This is a genomic window from Flavihumibacter sp. UBA7668, assembly GCF_002483205.1.
Lineage (GTDB): Bacteria > Bacteroidota > Bacteroidia > Chitinophagales > Chitinophagaceae > Flavihumibacter.
On sequence record NZ_DLHM01000007.1, the window covers coordinates 287,958 to 309,956 of the forward strand.

At 42.5% G+C, this 21,999-nt stretch carries 10 protein-coding genes; 1 reads left to right on the forward strand and 9 read right to left on the reverse strand.

The window, feature by feature from the left end:
- Positions 1-42 precede the first annotated feature (42 nt).
- Entirely contained in the window at positions 43-2,865 is a 2,823-nt protein-coding gene (locus B2746_RS18925; protein ID WP_290797473.1) for an alpha/beta fold hydrolase, read from the forward strand.
- Here the strand turns inward: B2746_RS18925 and B2746_RS18930 are convergent.
- The 9 genes from B2746_RS18930 to B2746_RS18970 form a co-directional block, all read right to left on the reverse strand.
- Complete coding sequence (locus B2746_RS18930) at positions 2,857-3,972, reverse strand: alpha/beta hydrolase family protein (protein WP_290797476.1); 1,116 nt, start codon at positions 3,970-3,972, stop codon at positions 2,857-2,859. The genes B2746_RS18925 and B2746_RS18930 overlap by 9 nt on opposite strands.
- Before the next feature lie 8 nt (positions 3,973-3,980).
- Entirely contained in the window at positions 3,981-5,495 is a 1,515-nt protein-coding gene (locus B2746_RS18935) for a SusD/RagB family nutrient-binding outer membrane lipoprotein (protein ID WP_290797478.1), read from the reverse strand.
- A gap of 18 nt (positions 5,496-5,513) precedes the next feature.
- Positions 5,514-8,672, reverse strand: a complete 3,159-nt coding sequence (locus tag B2746_RS18940; RefSeq protein ID WP_290797481.1) for a SusC/RagA family TonB-linked outer membrane protein — start codon at positions 8,670-8,672, stop codon at positions 5,514-5,516.
- 426 nt (positions 8,673-9,098) lie between these two features.
- Positions 9,099-11,708: an MGH1-like glycoside hydrolase domain-containing protein gene (locus B2746_RS18945; RefSeq protein WP_290797484.1), complete on the reverse strand. Its 2,610-nt coding sequence runs from the start codon at positions 11,706-11,708 to the stop codon at positions 9,099-9,101.
- A gap of 3 nt (positions 11,709-11,711) precedes the next feature.
- On the reverse strand, positions 11,712-14,159 hold the full coding sequence (locus B2746_RS18950) for a glycoside hydrolase family 31 protein (RefSeq protein WP_290797486.1): 2,448 nt from the start codon (positions 14,157-14,159) through the stop codon (positions 11,712-11,714).
- A gap of 8 nt (positions 14,160-14,167) precedes the next feature.
- Positions 14,168-15,916: a glycoside hydrolase family 66 protein gene (locus B2746_RS18955; protein ID WP_290797495.1), complete on the reverse strand. Its 1,749-nt coding sequence runs from the start codon at positions 15,914-15,916 to the stop codon at positions 14,168-14,170.
- 2 nt (positions 15,917-15,918) lie between these two features.
- Positions 15,919-17,355, reverse strand: a complete 1,437-nt coding sequence (locus tag B2746_RS18960) for a SusF/SusE family outer membrane protein (protein WP_290797498.1) — start codon at positions 17,353-17,355, stop codon at positions 15,919-15,921.
- Between the two features lie 24 nt (positions 17,356-17,379).
- On the reverse strand, positions 17,380-18,879 hold the full coding sequence (locus B2746_RS18965; RefSeq protein ID WP_290797501.1) for a RagB/SusD family nutrient uptake outer membrane protein: 1,500 nt from the start codon (positions 18,877-18,879) through the stop codon (positions 17,380-17,382).
- A 17-nt stretch (positions 18,880-18,896) separates the two neighbouring features.
- Positions 18,897-21,917 (reverse strand): SusC/RagA family TonB-linked outer membrane protein, encoded by a 3,021-nt coding sequence (locus tag B2746_RS18970; protein ID WP_290797504.1) that lies wholly within the window; start codon positions 21,915-21,917, stop codon positions 18,897-18,899.
- Between the last annotated feature and the right edge of the window lie 82 nt (positions 21,918-21,999).

Below are 21,999 nucleotides of genomic sequence, written 5' to 3' on the forward strand. Positions count from 1 at the left end.
ATTATTTTTAAAAAATATAAGGTTCCGTAAAAAATACTACCAATGCGTACTTCTTTTTTGACTTTGTTATTTATACTAGTATCCGTTTTAAATCTGGTTGCACAGGAGGATCATTCTCATTACAGTCAGGTATTTAAGCGATCCAAATCATACAGGATTTATTTACCAGAAGCGTATAAGCAGGAACCAAGCCGGCGTTTTCCGGTGGTCTATTATTTTCACGGCAATAAGGGTGATCATCGTCTTTTCTTTGAAGAATTACCAGCTTTGGTAAAATCCGGGAATGCTATATTGGTTGCCTGGAATGGACGATCAGTAGATAGTGATATAAGACCCTACAACATTGGCTACCATTCCAACATTAATTACCCCTATGAATTCAGGTATTACTTCCCGGAATTGGTACACCATATTGACAGCCAGTTCAGAACTAAGACGGATCGGTCAAACAGAGGAGTGATTGGTCATAGTATGGGAGGTTTCATGTCTTTTTACCTGGCAGCAGCTTACCCTGATCTTATTGGCTCAGCCGTGAACTCTAAGGGTTCTCCGGAGTTTTTTATAGGAATGCCCAACCGGCATACTTTATATCAGCACAGGTATATGTTTCCCTTTCTCCGTGGTATCCGATTGAGGTTTCAAACAGGTGATCCGGGAGAGGAATTGCATTATCTGAATAATGAAGTACATACAGGGGCGCAGCGAACACCCGGTCTGGTCTACGACTTTCAATCTTATCCGGGTGTCCATTTTTTGAATTTCGAGCAATTTAAGGATGCCTATAAATTCATACTACAATCTTTTGCAAACCCCGTTGATACTCCTGAAAGCTGGTCATACGCAGCTGATGTGGCCTCCTTTTCTGCCTGGGGTTACACTGTACAATCGACATTGAAAACACCAGGCTACATTCTACTTGAAAATGTACGTCAAACCGGCTTTACTGTTAGAACGCAGAAATGGTTCCCATTGGGTGCCCCCCTCCAGGAGCTGGCCATTAAAATAAAAACGGCGCCCCGCTACAAACCGGGCAAATCCTATCAACTACTCGATTATAATTTGGCCACTGGTACACAAACAACAAGAACGGTAAAAGCTGATGAAAAAGGTTCTTTGCAAATAGAAACCGATCAGCACGCGCACAGCTTTGGAATTAGCAGTCCGGATATGAGCGCTGATATGGTAGTCATTGCTAATCGTTCAACTGTTCAACAGAAATTTTTGAACCATCGAAAACCTACTTCACTTGAATTACATCTCTTAAACAGAGGCGGAACAATATCCAGGAACATCCAGCTTAAAATCAGCACACTGCATCCAGGTGTTCGTCTGTTTGATTCCATCCATACAATCAGGCAGCTTGGTGCAGGTGAAGACATTTGGGCGGAAGCTGCCTTTACAATGCAAATCGATCAGGAACCTCCAACCGACGGCAGCAGCCCGTTCATTCGTTTTCAGGTAGAGATGAATGACCAGGCTGGAAACAACTGGAAGCAGGATCTGGAAGTTCCGGTTGCATACGATGTTCCCGAGTTTAAAGAAATTGGCGTGGATGATGGCGACAGTGAAATCTTTGGCAGCGGGAATGGAAACAATATTGCAGAACCTGGCGAGCTGGTTATGATATACCAGCACAGCCATCGGACACGCCTTTACTTTGATGACCCATATGTCACTGAAGAAAGATTGCATGATGATCTGCAGCCGGATAAATGGGGTGATGGGTATGCCCTGAGTTCTTTGATCCGGATAGCACCAAATTGTCCGCCTGACCATGAAATTGAGTTTCTGGCCAGTTATGAAGTGAAGGAATGGAAATCAATCAAACGAAATGTACATTGGGGGCGTTTCAAAATCAAAGTTGGAAAATCAGATGCAGGTATCAGTACCCAGGGAAGAGTGGAAAAATTGCCCAATGGTCAGGTGAAACTTTTTTGGCCTGGAACTGCTGTGGGAATTCGCTTCTTTGGTCAGGATTTAGATGCCTGGTTGAATGATGCCGGCGGTAAAAACAATTATTATATCCTGATAGATTCTATGCAACCGCAGCTGCTTCAAACAAAACCTGGAAGCAATCGGTACAGTTTAGCAAAGGGATTATCCGCCGGAGAACATTATGCCCGCCTGATCCGCCTTACCGACTGGTTCAATGGTACAACTATATTTGAACGATTTGAATTCAGTCCGGGTGGATATGCACTTCGTCCGCCAGACAGCATCCGCAAATGGATTGAATTTTACGGAAATTCTGTAACCGTTGGAGCCGGACTGAGAGAACGGCAATCTTCTTATAACGGACCATCTACTAATCAATACCTAAGTTATGCTGCATTAACAGCGCGGCATTTTAATGCAGGTTATCATTGTATCGCTTCGAGTGGAATCGGACTCACTGTTAGCTGGGGCTCCCAAATTATGCCGGAATTATATAATCGGCTCGATCCTTATGACAGCACAAAAAGTTGGGACTTTACCCAAAGCCGGCCGTCATTGGTAGTACTAAATTTATTTCAGAACGATGCGAGTCTGGTTAATCAATCCGATCATAAACAGGTTATTCGCAGATTTGGGCAACAGCGTCCGGATGGAAATTTTTTCATTCAGCGATATATCGATTTTTTAAACAGGATCCGTTCACATTATCCGGGTGTTCCAATTATTTGCACATTAGGCAGTATGGATGCAGCAAAAGAAGGAAGTATCTGGATAAATTACATAAAGCAGGCTGTGGAAAAAATGAACGATTCATCCATTCATACCTTTTTCTTTACACCAATTAAAGGGAATGGACATCCAAACCCGGAGGAACAATTGAAAATGTCTGCAGAGTTAATATCATTTATTGAAAAGATGCATCTATGGTAAGCGGGAGCGGTTAAATACCGTACGCAGGTAAGGCCATATACCTTCCTTATAATATCGATGCCCGCCCTGCCCTTCATACAGAAGGGCATTTTTTTCAACACCGGCAGCTCTGTAAATTTGTTTCAGGTGCTGAAATGCTTTTCTTGCTGATTCAATTGGATAGATTTCATCTTCAACTCCATTGATCATGTAAACATGCCGTGGTGCAATCAGGCCGGCAATATCACTGCATTCAAAATCCTGCAAAATCCCTGGAATATAATTACAATCACAATGTTCAATAGTGCCGATACTTTCGGTAAATATGGTGAAATAGGCAGAAGGTGCGGCAACTTTAATTCGTTCATCCACTGCTGCTGCAAATAAGGAAGTGGTGCCTCCTGCCGAATTTCCTGTTATAGCGATTTTAGCTGTATCTATTGAAAACTCCTGCAATGCCCAATCGAGTACACGCGAAATATCCCAGACCCTGTCTCCGATAGGTGTTCTTCCAATCAGAAGATCATGCATCAGCTGAATTCTGCAGGAAAAGGGTTTATCTCTGGGAATATCAACACTGGCCCGGGTTGCTCCAAATCCACGGGTGGTTGGAACAATGGCAATATATCCTTCCCGTACTGCCTGAACGGCAATATTTCGATCTGTTGATTCAACATATTCCCGCTGAACCGAATCAGTATATATTCCGGCATAATCAACGGTGCTTCTCCCATGTCCGTGTGGCGTAACAACCAGAGGCAACCTTTGATTTGCTGTTTTTGGAACTAAAACAATTACCGGTAAGGGGACAGTGGGCTCCGTCCAAACAACCCAATGCTGTCGTTGAAAATCCTGCAAATACTCAATGCTTTGTAATTTTGCAGCTGGTCGATATTTTGGCAGGGATGATTCGAGCAAAAGCAATCCCAGCCTTTGTTTCAACTGCTTTTTAGCCAGTTTTCTCCATTGGATAAAATCATCCTGCTTATTTCCTTTAAAATGATATGATCTCTCCGCTTTATTATACCAGGAAGCAAAATGCTGATCAGATGAATACTGCTCCTGCAATTGCGCATTGGCAATCTGCAGGAGCAGTAAGGAGATAATAGTTAAACAAACATATTTCATGCAAACGATTATTCTATTTCAGGTGGATACATCCCTTGACGGGGATGAGCAATAGGAACTCCTGCTTTTTTATCCCACCATATTTTACTGGTTAATAAATCGCCGCCAGGTAAACGATTGGCTGCTTCTGTTACATTGGTCTGATTTCTAAAAAACTCATCATATGGATAGGTAAGCCTGCGGGGAATCTGTCCCTCTGTATCACCCAAATTTCCTCCGGTCCAAATGCGGGGGTATCCCGTACGACGAAATTCGGCCCAGCCTTCATTACTATTATAATAAATGGCAATCCATTTTTGAACAATAATTTGTTCCAGTTTTTCTTCATCAGTACCCATTAGAGTACCACCAGCACCAGCAAGAAAACTGGTAATATCACCAGCTGCAACTCCATATTGTTCCATTGAAGCCCGGATACCTAAAGCATATAGCTCTTGTGCGTCATCACTGGTCAATCCGGCAAGCGCAGCCTCCGCTTTTAGGAAATAAACTTCTGCAGCAGTCATTACAAACAATGTCATAATCGGTTGTAAAAAAGAGGCGGCCATTCTTGCAGTCGAGTCACTGGAGTATCTGTTGCCCTCTGTGCCTGCCAATTGCATGGGCACGCCACGATATCCGGCTTCCGGAATCGGTGACGGAGTTGCAAAAACGGAGATACGGGGATCGTCGTATTTTTTGAGATTTTCAGTTAATGTAAAGGACACCACCATATTGTTAGGCGAAGTCTGATTTTTTGTAAAAAACTGATTCACATTGGCAGTATTGCCGTCATTAACAGTAGCCAATTTTACATTTTGGCTATTGGTTTCCAGCATGGGACTGTTTTCTAATTCCTGAACAATTTGCCGAGCCAGCTCAGGCTCCACAAAACGGATCCTGATTGCCAAACGCAAACGAAGAGAATTTGCGAATCGTTGCCAAAGGTCAACATTACCCTTCATCAATAAATCAGCATTGCCATAGGAAATTTTGTCAGATGTTGCAGCCAATGCAGCCTCTGCTTCCTTCAGCTCTTTCAACAAATCCATATAAATTGATTCCTGCGTATCATATTTGGGTTGAAGAACCATTTCATTAACATCTTTCAACGCATCAGTATATGGTATATCGCCATAGGCATCCGTAAGCTGATGAAATAACCAGGCTCTCCAGATTCGTGCCATATGGTGCTGGTTACTCAAATTTGGATCAGTAGCAGTGAGGCGAATAATCTCAGAAGTGTTGATAAGATAGTTTCTGTAAAACACATTATATGGATCGGCAAAGTTTCGTACCTGAAAAATATTACCGGATGCAGGGTTTTTATAATACCCTGCATATTCCATTATTGTACTATGATTATTAAATACATTAAAGACAGCCTGCTTTTGAACGGAGGACAGGAGGAGTGCCGGTCTGATTTTATCTTTTGTTATTAGCGTCGGATCGGTATTCGTTTCTTTAAAATCTTTGGTACAGCCTGCTACTAAAATACAGGCAGACAGGAACCAGCCGGAACGGGAAATAATATTGGGCTTCATGAATGTCTGATTTAAATATTAAAAATTAAAAGAGAGGTTTACACCCACGCTACGGGTAGCGGGCGTACCCGGAGATTCAAACCCCTGGGCTAATGCTGTAGGCGCATAAGATGCTTCGGGTGTTATTCCCATGAGCTTAAACATGGGATCTCTGTATATATACAATAGGTTTCTGCCAACCAATGAAAGTTTGGCGTCTTTAAGAAAACTCTTTGGTAATAATTTCCCAATTGTATATCCAAGGGAAACTTCTCTTAACGAAACGAAATCCGCCGGAATTACATAGTATTCGGAAATACCACCCCAGCCCATTGCTGAATAATATTCCTGGCGGCCAATCACCTGTGTATTTTCAACAAATTTTCCATCGCCGTCCTGATAATAACCAGGAGCAATCAGATTATCCCCGTTTTCAGTAAACTTACCGGACCCTCCGGTGGTTTGTATAAATTTAGAATTCGAATAAATTTCACCACCTATTCTCATATCGATCAGCGCACTCAGAGAAAAACCTTTATACCGTATTGTATTCGTAATACCGGCAAGAAAATCGGGTTGGATATTTCCCAAAACTGACATCGTATCCGCTTTTTGGAAACTGCGGGTAGATGCGTTCAGCCAATAATCACCATCTGGTGTGCGTTTGAAATCATATCCAACGATAGTACCATATGGCTGGCCGGGTCTGGCCTGAATGGTAGCGCCTTCAACACTTCCCATAGACAAGGTATTGATGCCCGGTGCAAGTGATACCACTTCTGAACGATTTCTTGAAAAATTCACCAGTACTTCCCAATTAAGATGCTTGTTTTTTACAGGAGTACCATATAGAAGAAATTCAAATCCACGGTTTCTTATTTCACCTGCATTAATCAGCTTACTATTGAATCCGGTTGCTGCAGGAACATCAATTCCAAGTATCTGATTTTTTGCTGATGCATTATAGTAAGTGAAATCCAATCCAAGCCTGTTCTTAAATAACCGAAACTCAGCCCCCAACTCAATTGAAGTTGTAAGTTCATTTTTAAGATCAACCAAAGGAACACTGCTGCGAATATTAGCAAACTGCTGACCATTATACGTAACAGTTGATAAACTGTAACCGATTTGCGTCAGATAGGGGTTGGCGTCCTTTCCCGCCTGCGCATAAGAAACCCTGATTTTTCCAAAGTCAAGCCAGGGAGTTTTCAAATCAAATGCATCTGTAAAAACAAAGCTGGTGCTGAAAGATGGATAGAAAAAAGAATAGTTGTTAATGCCTAATGTAGAGGACCAGTCGTTTCTTCCTGATACATCAAAGAAAAGAAAATTGTCATACGCTATCTGTCCCGTATAAAACAGGGAATTCATTTTTTTCCGCTGGATCGTATTGGACGGAACAACTAAACCGGCATTTATTATATTGTAAACATCCGGGATATTCAGGTTATTGCCTTGTAAAGACATAGCTTCCTGTGTTCTGTTTAAATGATTACCTCCAAGAGATAGTGACCCTGTCCATTTGGATGCGAGATCTCCGCTGGCAGTTAAAAGGAGGTCTGTATTCTCTTCCTTCACTTTTATGAATTGGTCATTAATTTGTCCGCGGCGAAGATTACCCGACCCTGTAGGTGTCCCAAAACCAATTCTGGCAAATCGTACATCTGTATAAAAATCAGTTCCGGAGCGTAATTGAAGGGATAACCAATCATTAAATTTGTATTTACCCATTACATACCCGATCATACGTTCACGGGAATCATTACTGAGAAATTCATTTAATATCCAGTATGGATTAAATGGTCGTCCATCTGTCCAGTTATTCGCTCTCCCATCAGGCATTTTATAGTCTTTCAACAAATCCATAGAAAGAAATGCTGGTGCACGGGTGAGTGCTGTTTGTACGGTATTAATTGACAATCCATTTCCGGGCCTGTTTTCTCCACCCTGCCGCACATAGTTCAATTTACCTTCAAAATAAAGACGGCTCGTAGCATTAAATCCAACTTTTAAACTTACTGTCTGGCGCTTGAGTTTGGACGTTGGATAAATGCCACTGTTCCGCAGATCAGAAAGTGAAAGTCGGTAATTTACTCGATCAGAACCTCCGGATACACCCACTGTATTGGTATAGGTGGAACCTGTTTTGTAAAAAGCCTTTATACGGTCTTCATCGATGGGTGAAAACTTTAGAATTCCTGCTTCAGGCCAGGTTGCAAGCACAACATCTGAACCGTCGAAACGCGGACCAAAACTTTCACCACCAGTCCAGCTTGGAAACCGCTTAACTGGCACACCGTCAACAACAGCATCCTCATAGGAGCTAAAGTCATTTCCATATCCGGGGCCCCATGTTTTCTGAAAAACAGGTGTGGTATTAATCGTTTCAAATGTGGCATTGGAATTAAAATCAATTTTAGCAGTTTTTCCTGCCTTTCCTTTTTTTGTAATAATAAGGATAACGCCGTTTGCCCCTCTTGATCCATAAAGAGCAGCAGCATTGGGCCCTTTCAATACAGTTATGTTTTCAATATCGTCTGGCAGAATATTACCGATTCCATCTCCGAAATCTTTCTGTTGCCCAACAGAATTGTTAACATCAGGCGCGCCGATGGTTTGATTATCGATGGGAACTCCATCAACCACATATAAAGGTTGGTTATTACCCCCTAATGAACTTGCTCCACGAATATTTACATAAGATGAACCGCCGGCACCAGTATTTGTTGCACTAACAAATACACCGGCAACACGGCCTTTTAATGAATTTGCCACATTGGTTTCACGTGCTTCAACAAGGTCGCTGCCTTTTACAACCTGCGTGGAATAACCGATTGCTTTTTTCTGCTGCTCCATACCAAATGCCGTGACTATAACTTCGGAGAGCTCTTTATTGGCATCGGAAAGTGTAACATTTATGGAAGACCTGCCATTAATAGGTATTGTTTGAATAGCCATACCTGTATATGAAAATTTAAGGGTACCCTTCAGATCAGGTACCTGGATGGAATACCTGCCCTTTTCATCGGTCATTACAGCCCGGGAATCTCCCTGGGTTACTGTTACTCCGGAAAGCGGCTTCCCATCCTGTTCAGATAGTACTGTACCGGAAACAGAAGCCGTTTGGGCAGAAACCCCCAAACTCATAATCATCCACAAAATCAGAGATGAAAGATTTAGCAGCAATTTTAGTTTCATTTTATTTCGTATTTTGGTTCATAGAAATAAAATTAAACTTTTAGTAAGATTACAGATAATTTTTACTTTCGTTTTCTTATTATTTACTACCTGTAAATTAACATAAACAGATCTTAATCTATCTAACACAGTTCTAACTGCTGCTTACTATTTATTACGTCTTGATAGAAAGAAGATGAGAAGTCCAAGACTATACGTGGGTATACCAAATACCGTAAGATATATGTAAGATTAACGAAGGAAAACGAAGGATCAGCCTTTTGCTTACTTTGTAAATTAACTATATACAGTTGTAATTCAGCTTATTATAGCTTTGAAAAATCGGCTCATGTATCTAAATAATCAGCTCAAAACCCCATTAATTGGCTCAAACCACCGATAATTGGCTCAAAATTTCACTCCATTGGCTCATTTCCTCTCCCCCAACTACCTGACTTTGCGGATTCGAAACTTTTTAAATAACGCTGTATTTATTTCTCCCGACATATTTTCATTTGTGGAGCGAAAATCAAGCTGTAACTGATGTTTTCCCTTATTCAACTCAACCCGGATACAATTGCTGTAACCCCAATCCTCCCATTTATCCTTCCCCCTTTGCGGAAAAACCAGCACTCCAATTGCCTTTTTATTCAACAGTATCGTTCGTACTGCGCATTTATTATCCGTATTAACCGGACCATTGCCATTCGCATACTCCATATCAATATCATATACACCCGCCTGCTCTATATCAACTTGTATCGGAACAGTCGCCAGACCTTCCGCTTTAACCGGAATTTCAGCCGCACTGAAATATTCCACCGGCTCACTGGCAAAGGATTCCACCCCTGCCTCATCCAATGCCAGCAATTGATATCGCCCTGTTTCCGTAATAGTTTCACTGGTTGTATTTGCCCCAATAAGTTTCATCAACTCTCCATTCCGGAATAATTTATACTGCTTAACAGATGCCTGCGGCAACCAGTACAACCTGTTTTTATCTAAGCCCAGTTTAGGTTCTGCCAAACTGGTATAGCTGCCTGGTTTATAAATGGATTGTGGCGGGATGGCATCGCCTAATTCAATCTTTATGGAATAATGCCCGGTCAGTTCTTTATTGATAAAAGCGGAATCAGATTTTACCCCATTCATGGTAACGGATACAACCCTGTTGCCATGTCCATTTACTTCAATATCCAAAACAGCTCCACGATATTGAAAATTCTTCAACACCCGCTTCCCCATTAATGCTTCAGGAATAAATGGACGAAACAATAATCCCTCTTCCGTAAACTGCATCCCAAATAAAACCTTATGCACCATCCCAATTTGTCCGGATAAACTCCAGAGCATATTACTTGAATTGATTTGTGTTCCTTTAAAATCGCCATTCTCTGCAACCAGATTTTCTTTATTGGTAAGAAACAGTGCTGCCGGCCGATAGATGGCCGCAATACTTTCCAGCACTGCAGGCTCATTATTTACTTTTGAAGCAGCCATTAACCAAAAGGATTGCACAAATGGCCATACCGCATTATTATGATAGGGAGGAATACCTGGTATATCAGGATAAATACAGGGAATGCCAAAACTTGTAACCGGTGTATTCGAAACAATTTCTCTCTGCTGATCAGGTGTTGCCAAATCAAACAAAACGCACAATGCTTCGCCAAGTGCATCTGCCCTTGGAGATCTTAGCTGATCACCTCTTCCATACAGGTACTGCGCATAATATTTCTTACCGGGAATCCATAAATATTGATTGACTGCATTCTTTATGCTTTCTGCCCGCTTTGAAAACTGCTCAGCCTGCGCTTCCTGATTCAATATCCCGGCCATTCGTGAAGCAATACTATTCGCCCGATAATGAACCGCATTGGTACTTAATGATCTCGATTCAAATATATCTGCAGGTTGCATCCAGGCCGGATAACTCTGTTCTCTCCAATCAAGAAAAGACGACTCTCCTTTTACCATTCCGGAAACTGGATCATAGATTGTTACATAATCATCCTGCAGAGAATTCGAAATTATTTCATAGGCCTGCTCCAGCCATTTCAAATCACCTTCCACCAGATAAATTTCCCAGGCTGCTACTGCCCAAATCAGTCGGTCGCTCGAAACTGGCCAGGCACCACCCGTTCCTGTATCCTGAATTATTTTCTTTTTCGCATTAACCTTTCTAAGCAAACTATTCCGGGCCGCTTCCGGCTGCATATAAGCCATCGACAATAAAATACTGTAACTCACATCTCTGGTCCATACACCGGCCCACTCTTTTCCGGTTCTTAATGTTGTATCCGGCTCAATTGCATTCACCATCTCTTCCAAAGCCATATTATACAATGCATCAGACAACAAAAAATCGGATTGAAGAGTGGGATACCCACTGATATCTTTGGTGAGCACCCATTTTTGTTCGTTCCCGGTTTGCGCAGATTCCTGATTTATTTCCAGCAGTACTTCATAAATCCCATCCCCATCCGGATCCTTTAATTCCAGTTCAGGGTGTTGCACCAGCTGACTAAAATCCCAGGTCAATGGCGCCGTACTGCCGGCTATATAAACTGATTTAAATTCTTCTTTTTTTAATCGTTCCCCATTAAACAACTGATAATAACCAAGTTTGGAGAATGAATCCAATACCTCCCGCATATCCAGCTGTACAAGCAATTTAGTATTGGGTTTGATATAGGCCGACTCTTCATGCTCCCGCAACTTAAGTTGCTGCCCAAATTTTATAAGCGGTGTCTTAACAGTTGACGCAGCGCCAAGTACATTGAAATGATGATCGAGTCCGGATACCATTTCATTATCAATTCCGTTGATCGCAAACTTGAAATCAATGATTGATTTTTTATACGGATTAGCCGGACTCCGATAATCCGATACCAGTTCTGTTGCAGAAACAGCTGTAGAAACAAATTCCCCCTGCACTACCTGATCCTTAAATAGCTGGTAAGCAGCAGATGTATATACTGGTTGATTGGAATCACTACAAGCCATACTGAAAGTTACAACCAGCACAGACAGTAATTGAGATAAGTTGAACCGCATCCTTTACTTTTTGATAAATTCCAACAACAGATCTGAACTCGAATATGCCTGCTCTATCGTACAGACCCGGGTTACTGCATCCCAGCTGAACCGCAGTTTCTTTTTGTTCACCAATACCTGCTTTGGTTTTGCATCTAACTGAATTTTTATTTTCCAGGAACGTTTTCCCACCGGTGTATATCCATTGTTAACAGCTGCTTTTACCAATACCTCAGTAGCATTCGATCGAACTGAACAACTGATTGAAGTGGTACTGTTCTGTTTGTTCAGATAAGCGGTCGTTTCTCCATCATCTTCATATAAACGAAAACTGGCAGTTTGACTCAAATCCGGAGGAAATACCAGCAGAGTCATCGGATAATCCGGTTTTTCATGGATGTATTGCATCACCGGCATCATTGGAATAATGGAACCTTTTTTTACCAGCATCGGAATTACATCCAGTGGTGCTGAATAATCGATTACCTGTCCGCCTTCAAATTGGATAGCCGGATTATTAAAATCAATCCAGTTTCCTTCGGGCAGATAGATTTTATTTGTGCGGGCTCCTTTTTTAACAACAGGTGCTATCAGCAATTCTTTTCCAAACATGAATTGTTCATCGGCCGTATATCCGTTTATATCTTTTGGAAACTCCAGCACCATAGCACGCATAAGCGGCATTCCGGTTTCATGCGATTCTCCTGCATACGAATAGATATAGGGGAAAAGGCTGTATTTTAATTCAATGGATTCTTTACTGATTCTTTCCGCTTCTGTACCAAATAACCAGGGCTCCACCGCATTATTTCCTTCATGATGCGCCCTGCTCAACGGATTAAATATCCCAAACTGTAACCAGCGCACATACAACTCAGCCATAGCCGGATAGTCTTTTATATCACCGCAATACCCTGATATATCAGTTGCCCAGAAAGGAATTCCTCCCATACCGGCTGATAAGGCCAATGGAATCTGACTGGCGAGATTTGACCATCCGTCCAATACATCGTTTCCATTTCCTGAATCACCCGACCAGCCGAATGTATACCGCTGCAAACCCGCATAGGCGGCACGGGTCATTTGAAAAACCCGTTTACCCGGATTATGTTTTTCAAATTGTTCTTTTACTACCTTATCCCAGGTGAGGCCATATACATTATGAATTTCATCGTGCATACCCAGATAATGTTTCATATTCAGCCGGTCCGGGGCATCTTCATTACTCCAGGCAGGTTCTCCCATATCAGTCCAGAAACCTCTCACACCAACTGACAAAGGTTTTTGCTGCAACTTCCCCCACCAGTCCGCCACTCCGGGTTTGGTGAAGTCCACGACACTGCAATTGCCTCCCCAGGGCCAGGGCATATCATAGGATTTTCCGGTACGCTGATCCAATGCAAAATAGCCGAGTGAATCTGCCTGCCGCCATTGTTTCTGATTCGATTGTGAAACAACCGGATCCTGTGAAACAATCACTTTAAACCCTTTCGCATCCAGGTCCTTCAACATCAATGCCGGATTCTGGTAACGTTCAGGATGCCAGTCGAAACTCTGCAAGGCATCCACCCAGCCGATATCCTGATAAATAATATCACAGGGAATATTTCGGGAGCGATAACCCGCTGCAATTTCGCGGGTCAGTTGTTCATTCGTCAGCAAACCCCTGCTCTGCGAAAAACCAAATGCCCATTTCGGTGGCAGAATCGGCTGGCCGGTTAAGGCGATGTATTGTTGAATTATCTCTTTGTAATCCTTCCCGTATAAAAAATAATAAATCAGTTCTCCACCAGGTGCTTCAAAAGAATAATATTGATCTGATTCGGTACCAAATCGAAAGACGGATTTGTGGGTATTATCAAAAAATATTCCATACTGATAACTGCTCATGAAAAAAGGAATACTCTTATAAAGCGGATCATCCGTATTGGTGTAACAGGGCCGGTCACTGTTCCACATCGTATAGGTACGGCCTCTTCTGTTTAATGGTCCCGCTTTTTCCCCCAATCCAATAAACTGTTCATCGGGTCTTAGCTGCTTATACGAAACAACTCTGGCAGAATCTTTCTCCAATCCTCTTTCTTTAAAATCACTCATCAGCAATCGCTGGTATTTATCAAAAACCTGTAACTGAAAAGGAGAACGGTTCACCCGGATTCTCAATTGATCAGTAAACAATTCATAGGCCTGCGCCTGTTCATGGATCTGTAAGCTACCCACTGCATCAATGGAGTCGGTAATAACAGCAAAGGATTCATTTTTCTTTTCAAATCGTCCATCCGGAGAAAACCAGATCTGAAAAAGCCCGTTTGCAAGCAGCTTCAATGAAACAGCTGCTTTATTATCTCCTTTAAATACTACAGTATTTCCTTTTACCTGATAACCAATACAATTACCGGGCGTTCGAACCTCCTGCGCTACTCCAGCCAGGAAAGCCAGTATCCCACTCAATAAAACAAGGATCTTTTTCATAAGCACATTTATTCAATTACAATCATATTCCAATATAAAAGCGATGGCAGTGTAAACACCAGCTCATTCCCTTCCTGAACAAAACTTATTTCCTGTGGAGCACCCTGGAAATGATCCGGAGATGCCACCCAAACTTTAGTTACTTTTTGATTCACCATGCAACGTAAAATTGCATTTTCCACCAGCTCCGGTTTCCGTTGCTGCCCGTTGGTATCTCTCCAATTCAGATCAGTTGCCTGATTAAAATTGTGGAGATGTAAAACCTGCCGATTATCAACTTTTTTACTTAACAAACTTACATTCCCCGAAACAGGAGGCCATTGATTGATCGTCATTTTCTGATTCGTACAGACTACTGCCAGCTCATTCCATTCTCCCCCATCACGCAACAGATTTTCATAGGCCACCATAAAATCATAGTATTTCATCAGCGCCACTCTCAATTCATCCTTAACCTGCAGATTAGTATGCGGGAAATATTCTTTACTTAATATATGCTCCCCTAATTCAAGGTGCGCGCCACCCAGTGAAAAAATTACGGCATCTGTCAATAGGAGTCCGGGTGTATTAAAATAACCGGGATTATCGGAAAGCGTATAATTCATATAAGCTGCCAGCACGGTCGGCTTTCCATCACTCAGAAAATAGTTATTGCCCAGTATGGTTGCAATATCTGCATAAGTTTCATTGGGATGCCATACTTCTGTATACAAGAAATCTACGGGAGCCAATGCTATACTTTCTCGTTGACCATATTGATTCACCGCATTCATTACCATTTTTTTTGCAGGTGCTGCATTTTTAATGGCAGCTAAAAATGAACTGAAATCTTCTGCCTGATTCACCGGCTCGCCATTATAATTGTATAATTTCCCTCTGTCACCCAGCGCGTCTACATGATAACCATCAAAATCAAGTGCCTGATATACCTGCTTATTCTGATTGATCAGATAATTCTGCCACTCACCGTTGCCTGCATCGGTAAGGAAAATATCACTTTTGAAAAATGGTTGTGGTAGTACATGTTTATCTTTCTCCTTGCGGTTGGCATCTTTAAAGAGATACCATTCTTCCTTAACACCATCTGCTGCAGCATCTTCAAGCGCACCAAAAGCCAGGTTATAAAACATGGTTTTCATGCCCTTTTCATGCGCCAGCTCTATATATTTTTTCAATGTATTCAACCGTACTTCCTTATTGGCAATATCTGTCCAGCTTTGCATGGGCAATGCTCCTGTACCTGCCAGCGGCTGATGATGCTTGTATTGCCAATCATAAAACTGCAGTCCATTTATATGATGCCTTGTCAGTTGTTCCATTGTTTTCTCCATTTCCATTTCCCGGATCGCTCCAAATTTGGAAAGAAAACCATACCGTGGAAAGCGATGCCAGTCAGACGAAACATCCACTCCAATACTTGCCTGTATGATTTCCTTTCCTTCCTTTATTTCAACGAGCTCAACCAGGTAGCCTTTAAAATCCTGTGCAGGTAAAGCTATACTCACTGAATTTCCTGAAACGGGCTGCTCCAGAATCAATGAATTAAGGTGCCTCAACCGGACTTTCCAGTCACCCTGCAGATTGCGATTGATCGAAAAACGGACCGTCTCACCCGGCTTATACACCGCTTTTTCTGCAAAGAGATTTAAGGCAAAAGAACTTCCATAGGTTATCGGATCATTTGACGGCTTGTCTTTTTTGCAAGAAGTCAGTAGGTAAACTGCTAAAAAGGGTACAAGAAAAAGTAATCGAACCATCACTATTGTTTTTGAATCTGAATCGTTTCATACAGCTGGTTTATGGTAATTTTATAATTACCAGCCTGAACGATTCTCCATTTATTATCCGGACTTCCACTCTTGATAAACTTCATTTGTGTGCTGCCCATTTCAGAACCATTGATTACCGGCATAAAATAATCACAACCCCAATTGCCCGTGTCCAGCGGAAACTTGAACTCACCTGCAGTCATTGGCCCTGTAAAACTGAATTCATAAGGATTGCCGGGGGTAGGTACCAGCGCAACCGGATTATCGATATTCCACCCGGCCGGAGTTGCATCCCCTACCATCCAGATTTCGGTGTATGGAGTGAATGGCTGAATCTGCATGGTCATGCCCTGTAAATCAAGCCGGATTTTATATGGACCTGCATTGGTAACTTTCCATTTATTATCAGGATTGCCACCTGGCACCAATTGTACGCCGGTTTCAGTAAGAGGCTGCTGATTCACCAATGGCATATAATAATCCGTTCCAAAATTACCGGTAGCAACAGGAATTTTAAATTCACCCGCTGTTAATAAACCACCGTAGGTAAATACAAACAGATTGGAGGAATCCACCCGCATTGGAGTTGGATTATCAATATTCCAACCCGTTGGAACAGCATCGCCCAATAGCCAAAGTTGTTTGTAGGGAGGCTCACTGGAAGCAGTAACCGAAATAGTTCCATCCAGCAAACTCACCACCACATCATATAAGCCGGAACTGGTAATACTAAATTTTTCATCCGGATCGGCGTCTGCTGTTCTGTACACCAGACTGGCTTCATTGGCTCCTTTATTATAGGAAGGAAGAAAAGAACCTAGTGTTGTAATCAGCTTGAATTCGCCTATCGATAAAATACCTTTCCAGGAAAAGAAGCCCGGTTGTGCAGGAACCGGAGTAAGAGGTGTTGCATTGTCGGCACTCCAGCCATTTGGAGTGGCATCTCCCAATAAATAAAGCGTTTCGCTCACCGGCTGATAAGGCGTTACCGAAAATTCCAATACCGAGGTTGAATCATTTGGTAATAATCCATCCGCAACGGTAGAAATAATCTGCGCTTCAAAAGCTGCGGCTGTTCCGGCTGTTAATCCGAATTGTGTTGCAAGTGTATTGAGTTCGCCAACAGTAAATTTTTTGGATCGTACCCCTGCGCCCAAAGGTTCTATTAATGCAGATGAAAAATTATTTCCTTTTTTATCCAGTTTAAGTGTATAGGATATTGCCGCATTGGTTCCCTGATTGGAACCCGGTGTCCAGCTTAAAACGATTGCATCCTGTTGCTGGTTTTTTTGTTCCAGAATAACTGCTGTTTTGTCGGCTGTTAAAGCAAGGGGCATCGATCCCTTATCCAGCTCTCTCAGGTCCTTCACACAGGAAATTCCCAGTGTCATCAGGAGGAGAGCAATTAATTGAAGTATCCGGTTCATAATAATTTGTTTGGTTTTGTTGAATCAATAGCCGGTATTCTGTGTAAGATTTGGATTGGCATCCCGCTCTTTTTGCGGAATGGGCAGCAGCAGATGTTTCTCTGTAGCATTTACTTTTCCGATAGAATGAAGGAAGGATATCCCGTATGCACCCTGGTTAACACGTATCAGATCAAACCAGCGATGACCTTCAAATGCCAGTTCCATTCTTCTTTCCTGCAGAATTTTTTCCCGCAATTGCGCCTGATTCAAGCCCTGTACAGGATCCAATCCCGCTCTTAAACGCACTCTGTTAAGGGGTCCGCCGGTTGAAATAGAACCAGCCGGAGCCTGTGCCTCTGCAGTTTTGCCTGTTTCATTGAGTGCTTCTGCATACATCAGTAATACATCTGCATAACGTAATACCACCCAGTTTGCCGGATTGGTATCATAATCTGGCGACACGGTTTTATCAACCAGAAATTTTCTAAGATTATAACCGGTAACAGAATAAGAACTGCGATATTCTTTACCATCAAATGCTGGTCCGCCCTGGTAGAGGATAGTCTGGTCTTTTCGAAGATCACCCGGTTCATAGGCATCTACAAATTCCTGTGTAGGCTGGTTCCATCCATAACCGCCAGCAACAAAATCAGCATTACGCGGACCGGTAAACGTACTCACCCAGGAACTCTGGTTTTCATTGCTCCAGAATCCAAAATTGGTTTTGCCCATAAACTGAACTTCAAACAGCGACTCCACCCCATTTTTGGAAGCCGGATTGAAATTATCACTGTACTGTGGATGTAATGCATACCCCATTGTTTGAAGGGTTTCGCAATGGCGGATGGTTTCACCATAATTGCCAAGAGTCAATTGAACTTTTGCCAGCATTCCGAGTGCTGCTCCTTTCGTAGCGCGGCCCAGATCAGCTGCTGACATTTCATTTTTTGCCGGTAATAATTCAACGGCTTTCTCCAAATCACTCAGAATTAACTGATATACTTCCTCCTTTGAATTTCTTGCCGGGCGTAAATCATCCTGAGGAGTTTGCGCTACTGTAATCAATGGTACATCGCCAAAAAGCTGAACCAGAATAAAATGATAATGTGCACGTAGAAAATAAGCTTCACCCAGCACACGGTTTTTGATTGATTCGCGAATATCCATCGTCGGTACATTCTGGATAACCAGATTTGCCCGCAGAATTCCGGGAGCCGGTCCGCGCCAGATATCCAACGCCGCCGCATTATCAGTAGAGGTTACAAAATTGGCAATGTCCTGTGTTTCGATTCCATCGGTTCCACCACCGGCGCCAACCACACTATTCCCGGCCCATATATCGGTGGTCCACATACGAAGATTATACAGTTTTGGCCATTGCAGCGGCTGGTAGGCGCCGTTAATGGCAGAAATAGCGTCCTCTTCTGTTTTCCAGTAATTCTCCGTATTAACGGAATCCAGCGGCGCTTTATCAAGGTATTTGGAGCAACTACCCAACGAAAGGCAGGCAACTGACAGGACTATATTTTTTAATGAAAACATCTTGTTCGTTTTTGAAATTAGAAACTGATATTAATTCCTCCGCTGATGATTCTTGTTACAGGATACACGTTTAAATCAACGCCACTGGAGGGTACTTCTGGATCAAATCCGGAATATTTTGTAAACGTCACCAGATTTTGACAGGAGAAATACAAACGGGCACTGGACATTTTCAATCTTTGTATAAGTGCAGATGAAAAAGTATAACCCAGGGTGATATTCTTAATTCTCAGGTAAGAGCCGTCCTCAATAAAGCGATCTGATACCCGGGTATTTTTATTTGGATCATTGAACACTGCTCTTGGCATAGTATAACTGCTGCCTTCTCCATTCCAGCGATCCAATACAGCTGTAGTCTGATTTTGTGCCACAGCCATTCCTTCCTGATATATACGATTCGCATTAAAGATTTTATTTCCGGCAATGCCCTGAAGGAAAATGGACAAATCGAATCCTTTATAAGCGAAACTATTATTCATGGCAAAAATGAAGGTTGGATTTGGATTGCCTATGAATGTGCGGTCATTGTCATCAATTACGCCATCATTATTCAGATCGCGGAATTTTATATCACCTGGAGAGGTTCGATTATTGGGGTCAGCACCCGGAACCTGTTGCGCATAACCATCCACTTCTTTCTGGTTCTGAAAAATTCCATTCGTAACGAAGCCATAAAATTCATTGATCGGATAGCCTCCCGGATGTTGAATGGCAAGGTTCTGATTCAAACCAATACTTCCGGTATATAATGGAACACTATCATTGAGACTGATTATTTTATTCTGATTGTAGGATACATTAAAACTGGTATTCCATTCCAATGCACCGGTCGAATTCCGGGTATTGATGGTAAGTTCTATTCCCCTGTTTTCCACTTTTCCAAGATTGATGCTTGGAACCACGATATCAGAATAACCGGTGGTAATAGGAACGGCCATCGGAACCAGCATATCATTCGTAGTTTTTAGATAAGCATCCAGTGTTGCAGTTACCCTGTTATTAAACAGACTTGCATCCACTGCTATATTTGCCTGCGCCACTTTTTCCCAGCGCACACCCGGATTTGGAATAGCCAAAGGAACAATTGCTGTAGCAGGCTGACCATTGAAATTGTATTGTACGGTTTGTAAAACAGAAGCGAAGGAATAATTTCCGATGTTCTGATTTCCAGTAACACCATATCCTGCTCTTATTTTCAAATCATTTACAACACTCCTATTTTGGAAAAAATCTTCTTCTGAAATCCGCCAGGCTATGGAAGCAGAAGGGAAGGTTCCAAATCGGTTAGCCGGACCAAAACGCGAAGAGCCATCGCGCCGAACCGTCGCAGTTATCAGGTATTTTTTCTGAAAATCATAATTAACGCGACCGATATAAGAGAAAAGTGCCCACTCATTGGCACTACCACCAATGGTTGGAAGAGTGGTGCCATTGTTTAACTGCTGAGTGGCATCGCTGGCGAATTGCTGAATGGAACCATTCATGAAATCGTAGCGATTGTTTTGCAAACTGGTACCAGCCAATACAGTTATATAATGATCATCTGCAATTTGACCGGAATAGGTTAACGTATTATCCCATAACCAGGTCAGGCTTTTATTATACTGACTGTAGAGATAAGAGTTCGGTTGAGGAATGGGTTGCCAGTTGTATTTAGGGGACCAGCTTCTGTTATCCCAGAAAGATGCCTGTACACCACCGGTTGTTTTGAATTTCAACGAAGGAAGCAAACTGATTTCAGCAAACATATTGCCTACGATATTGTAACCGTTTGTCCTGTTTTTATTGAGTGTTGCTTTGCCAATCTGATTGGGAATATCACCTACCCAGGAAGGCTGACCAACCGGACCTGCATAACTACCATCTTCATTGTAGACAGGTTGAGTTGGCAGTGCCGCCATGGTGGCGCGGATATCATAGGAGCCATTTCTTTTTACATCGTGATTGAAACTGAGGTTATTTCCGAAGCGCAACCAGTCAAATACTTTAGAATCCGTATTCATCTGAATGGTGTAGCGGCGATAATCGGTATTCAGCACAATGCCCTTTTGATCCAGCACAGAGCCAGCCACATAATAGGTTGATTTGGCGTTCCCCCCTGCATAGGAAATCGCATAATTCTGCATGGGGGCAGATCGAAATAAAGCACCAAGCCAATCGGTACCATTTCCCAGTGAAGTTGGATCAGCAAATGCCGGATTCTGCGCCTGCCCATTATTCGCCATCATTTCGTTATGAAGAGAAGCAAATTGGGATGCAGATAAGAGGTCAACCAATGAGGTAGCCTGCTGATTACCAAAAGAAGTTTTGAATTCAAGTGTATTCTTACCTGAAATGCCCCGTTTCGTACTGATCAGCACCACACCATTAGCACCTCTTGAACCATAAATAGCAGCTGCAGATGCATCTTTCAGAATTTCGATGGAAGCAATATCATCCGGACTGATGGTATTAAGCGGAACATCGGTTGGAACGCCATCAATAACCAATAAGGGATCACTGTTATTAATGGTACCAACTCCTCTGATTCTAATGGTGGCATTGCTGCCTGGCGCGCCGGATGAAACCACCTGTACACCGGCAGCCCTTCCCTGCAAAGCATCACCGGCATTGGTAACAGGGAGTGATTTGAATTCTTTACCACTCACTGAACTAACGGAGCCGGTAAGATCCCGTTTGCGCTGGGTACCGTATCCTACAACAACCACATCATCCAGACTTTTATCAATCGCAACCAGACTGATCTGCCAACTGGTTTGATCACCAACAGGAAGTTTCAGGTCCTCATACCCAACATAGGAAAACAATAATGTATCAGACTCACCTGCAGAAATGGAGAAAAGACCACCATTGGTGGAGCTGGCTACTTGTCCGGATGGCAGCACCTGAATGGTGACCCCCACCAAAGGGTCATTATCCGTTTTTGAACTGATTTTTCCTGAGATGACCCGGTTCTGTGCGAATACTGGAAAATAAAAAACAACACAGACCAGGAGGCAGAGAATGCTTCGGAGACAGCAATGCAATCGAGCTGGCATAAACAATCGTTTTGATTTAAGATTACTGAACGAAACAACTACAAGTTTTTCAGAAATACCTATCTGTACGTTCCAATTAGTT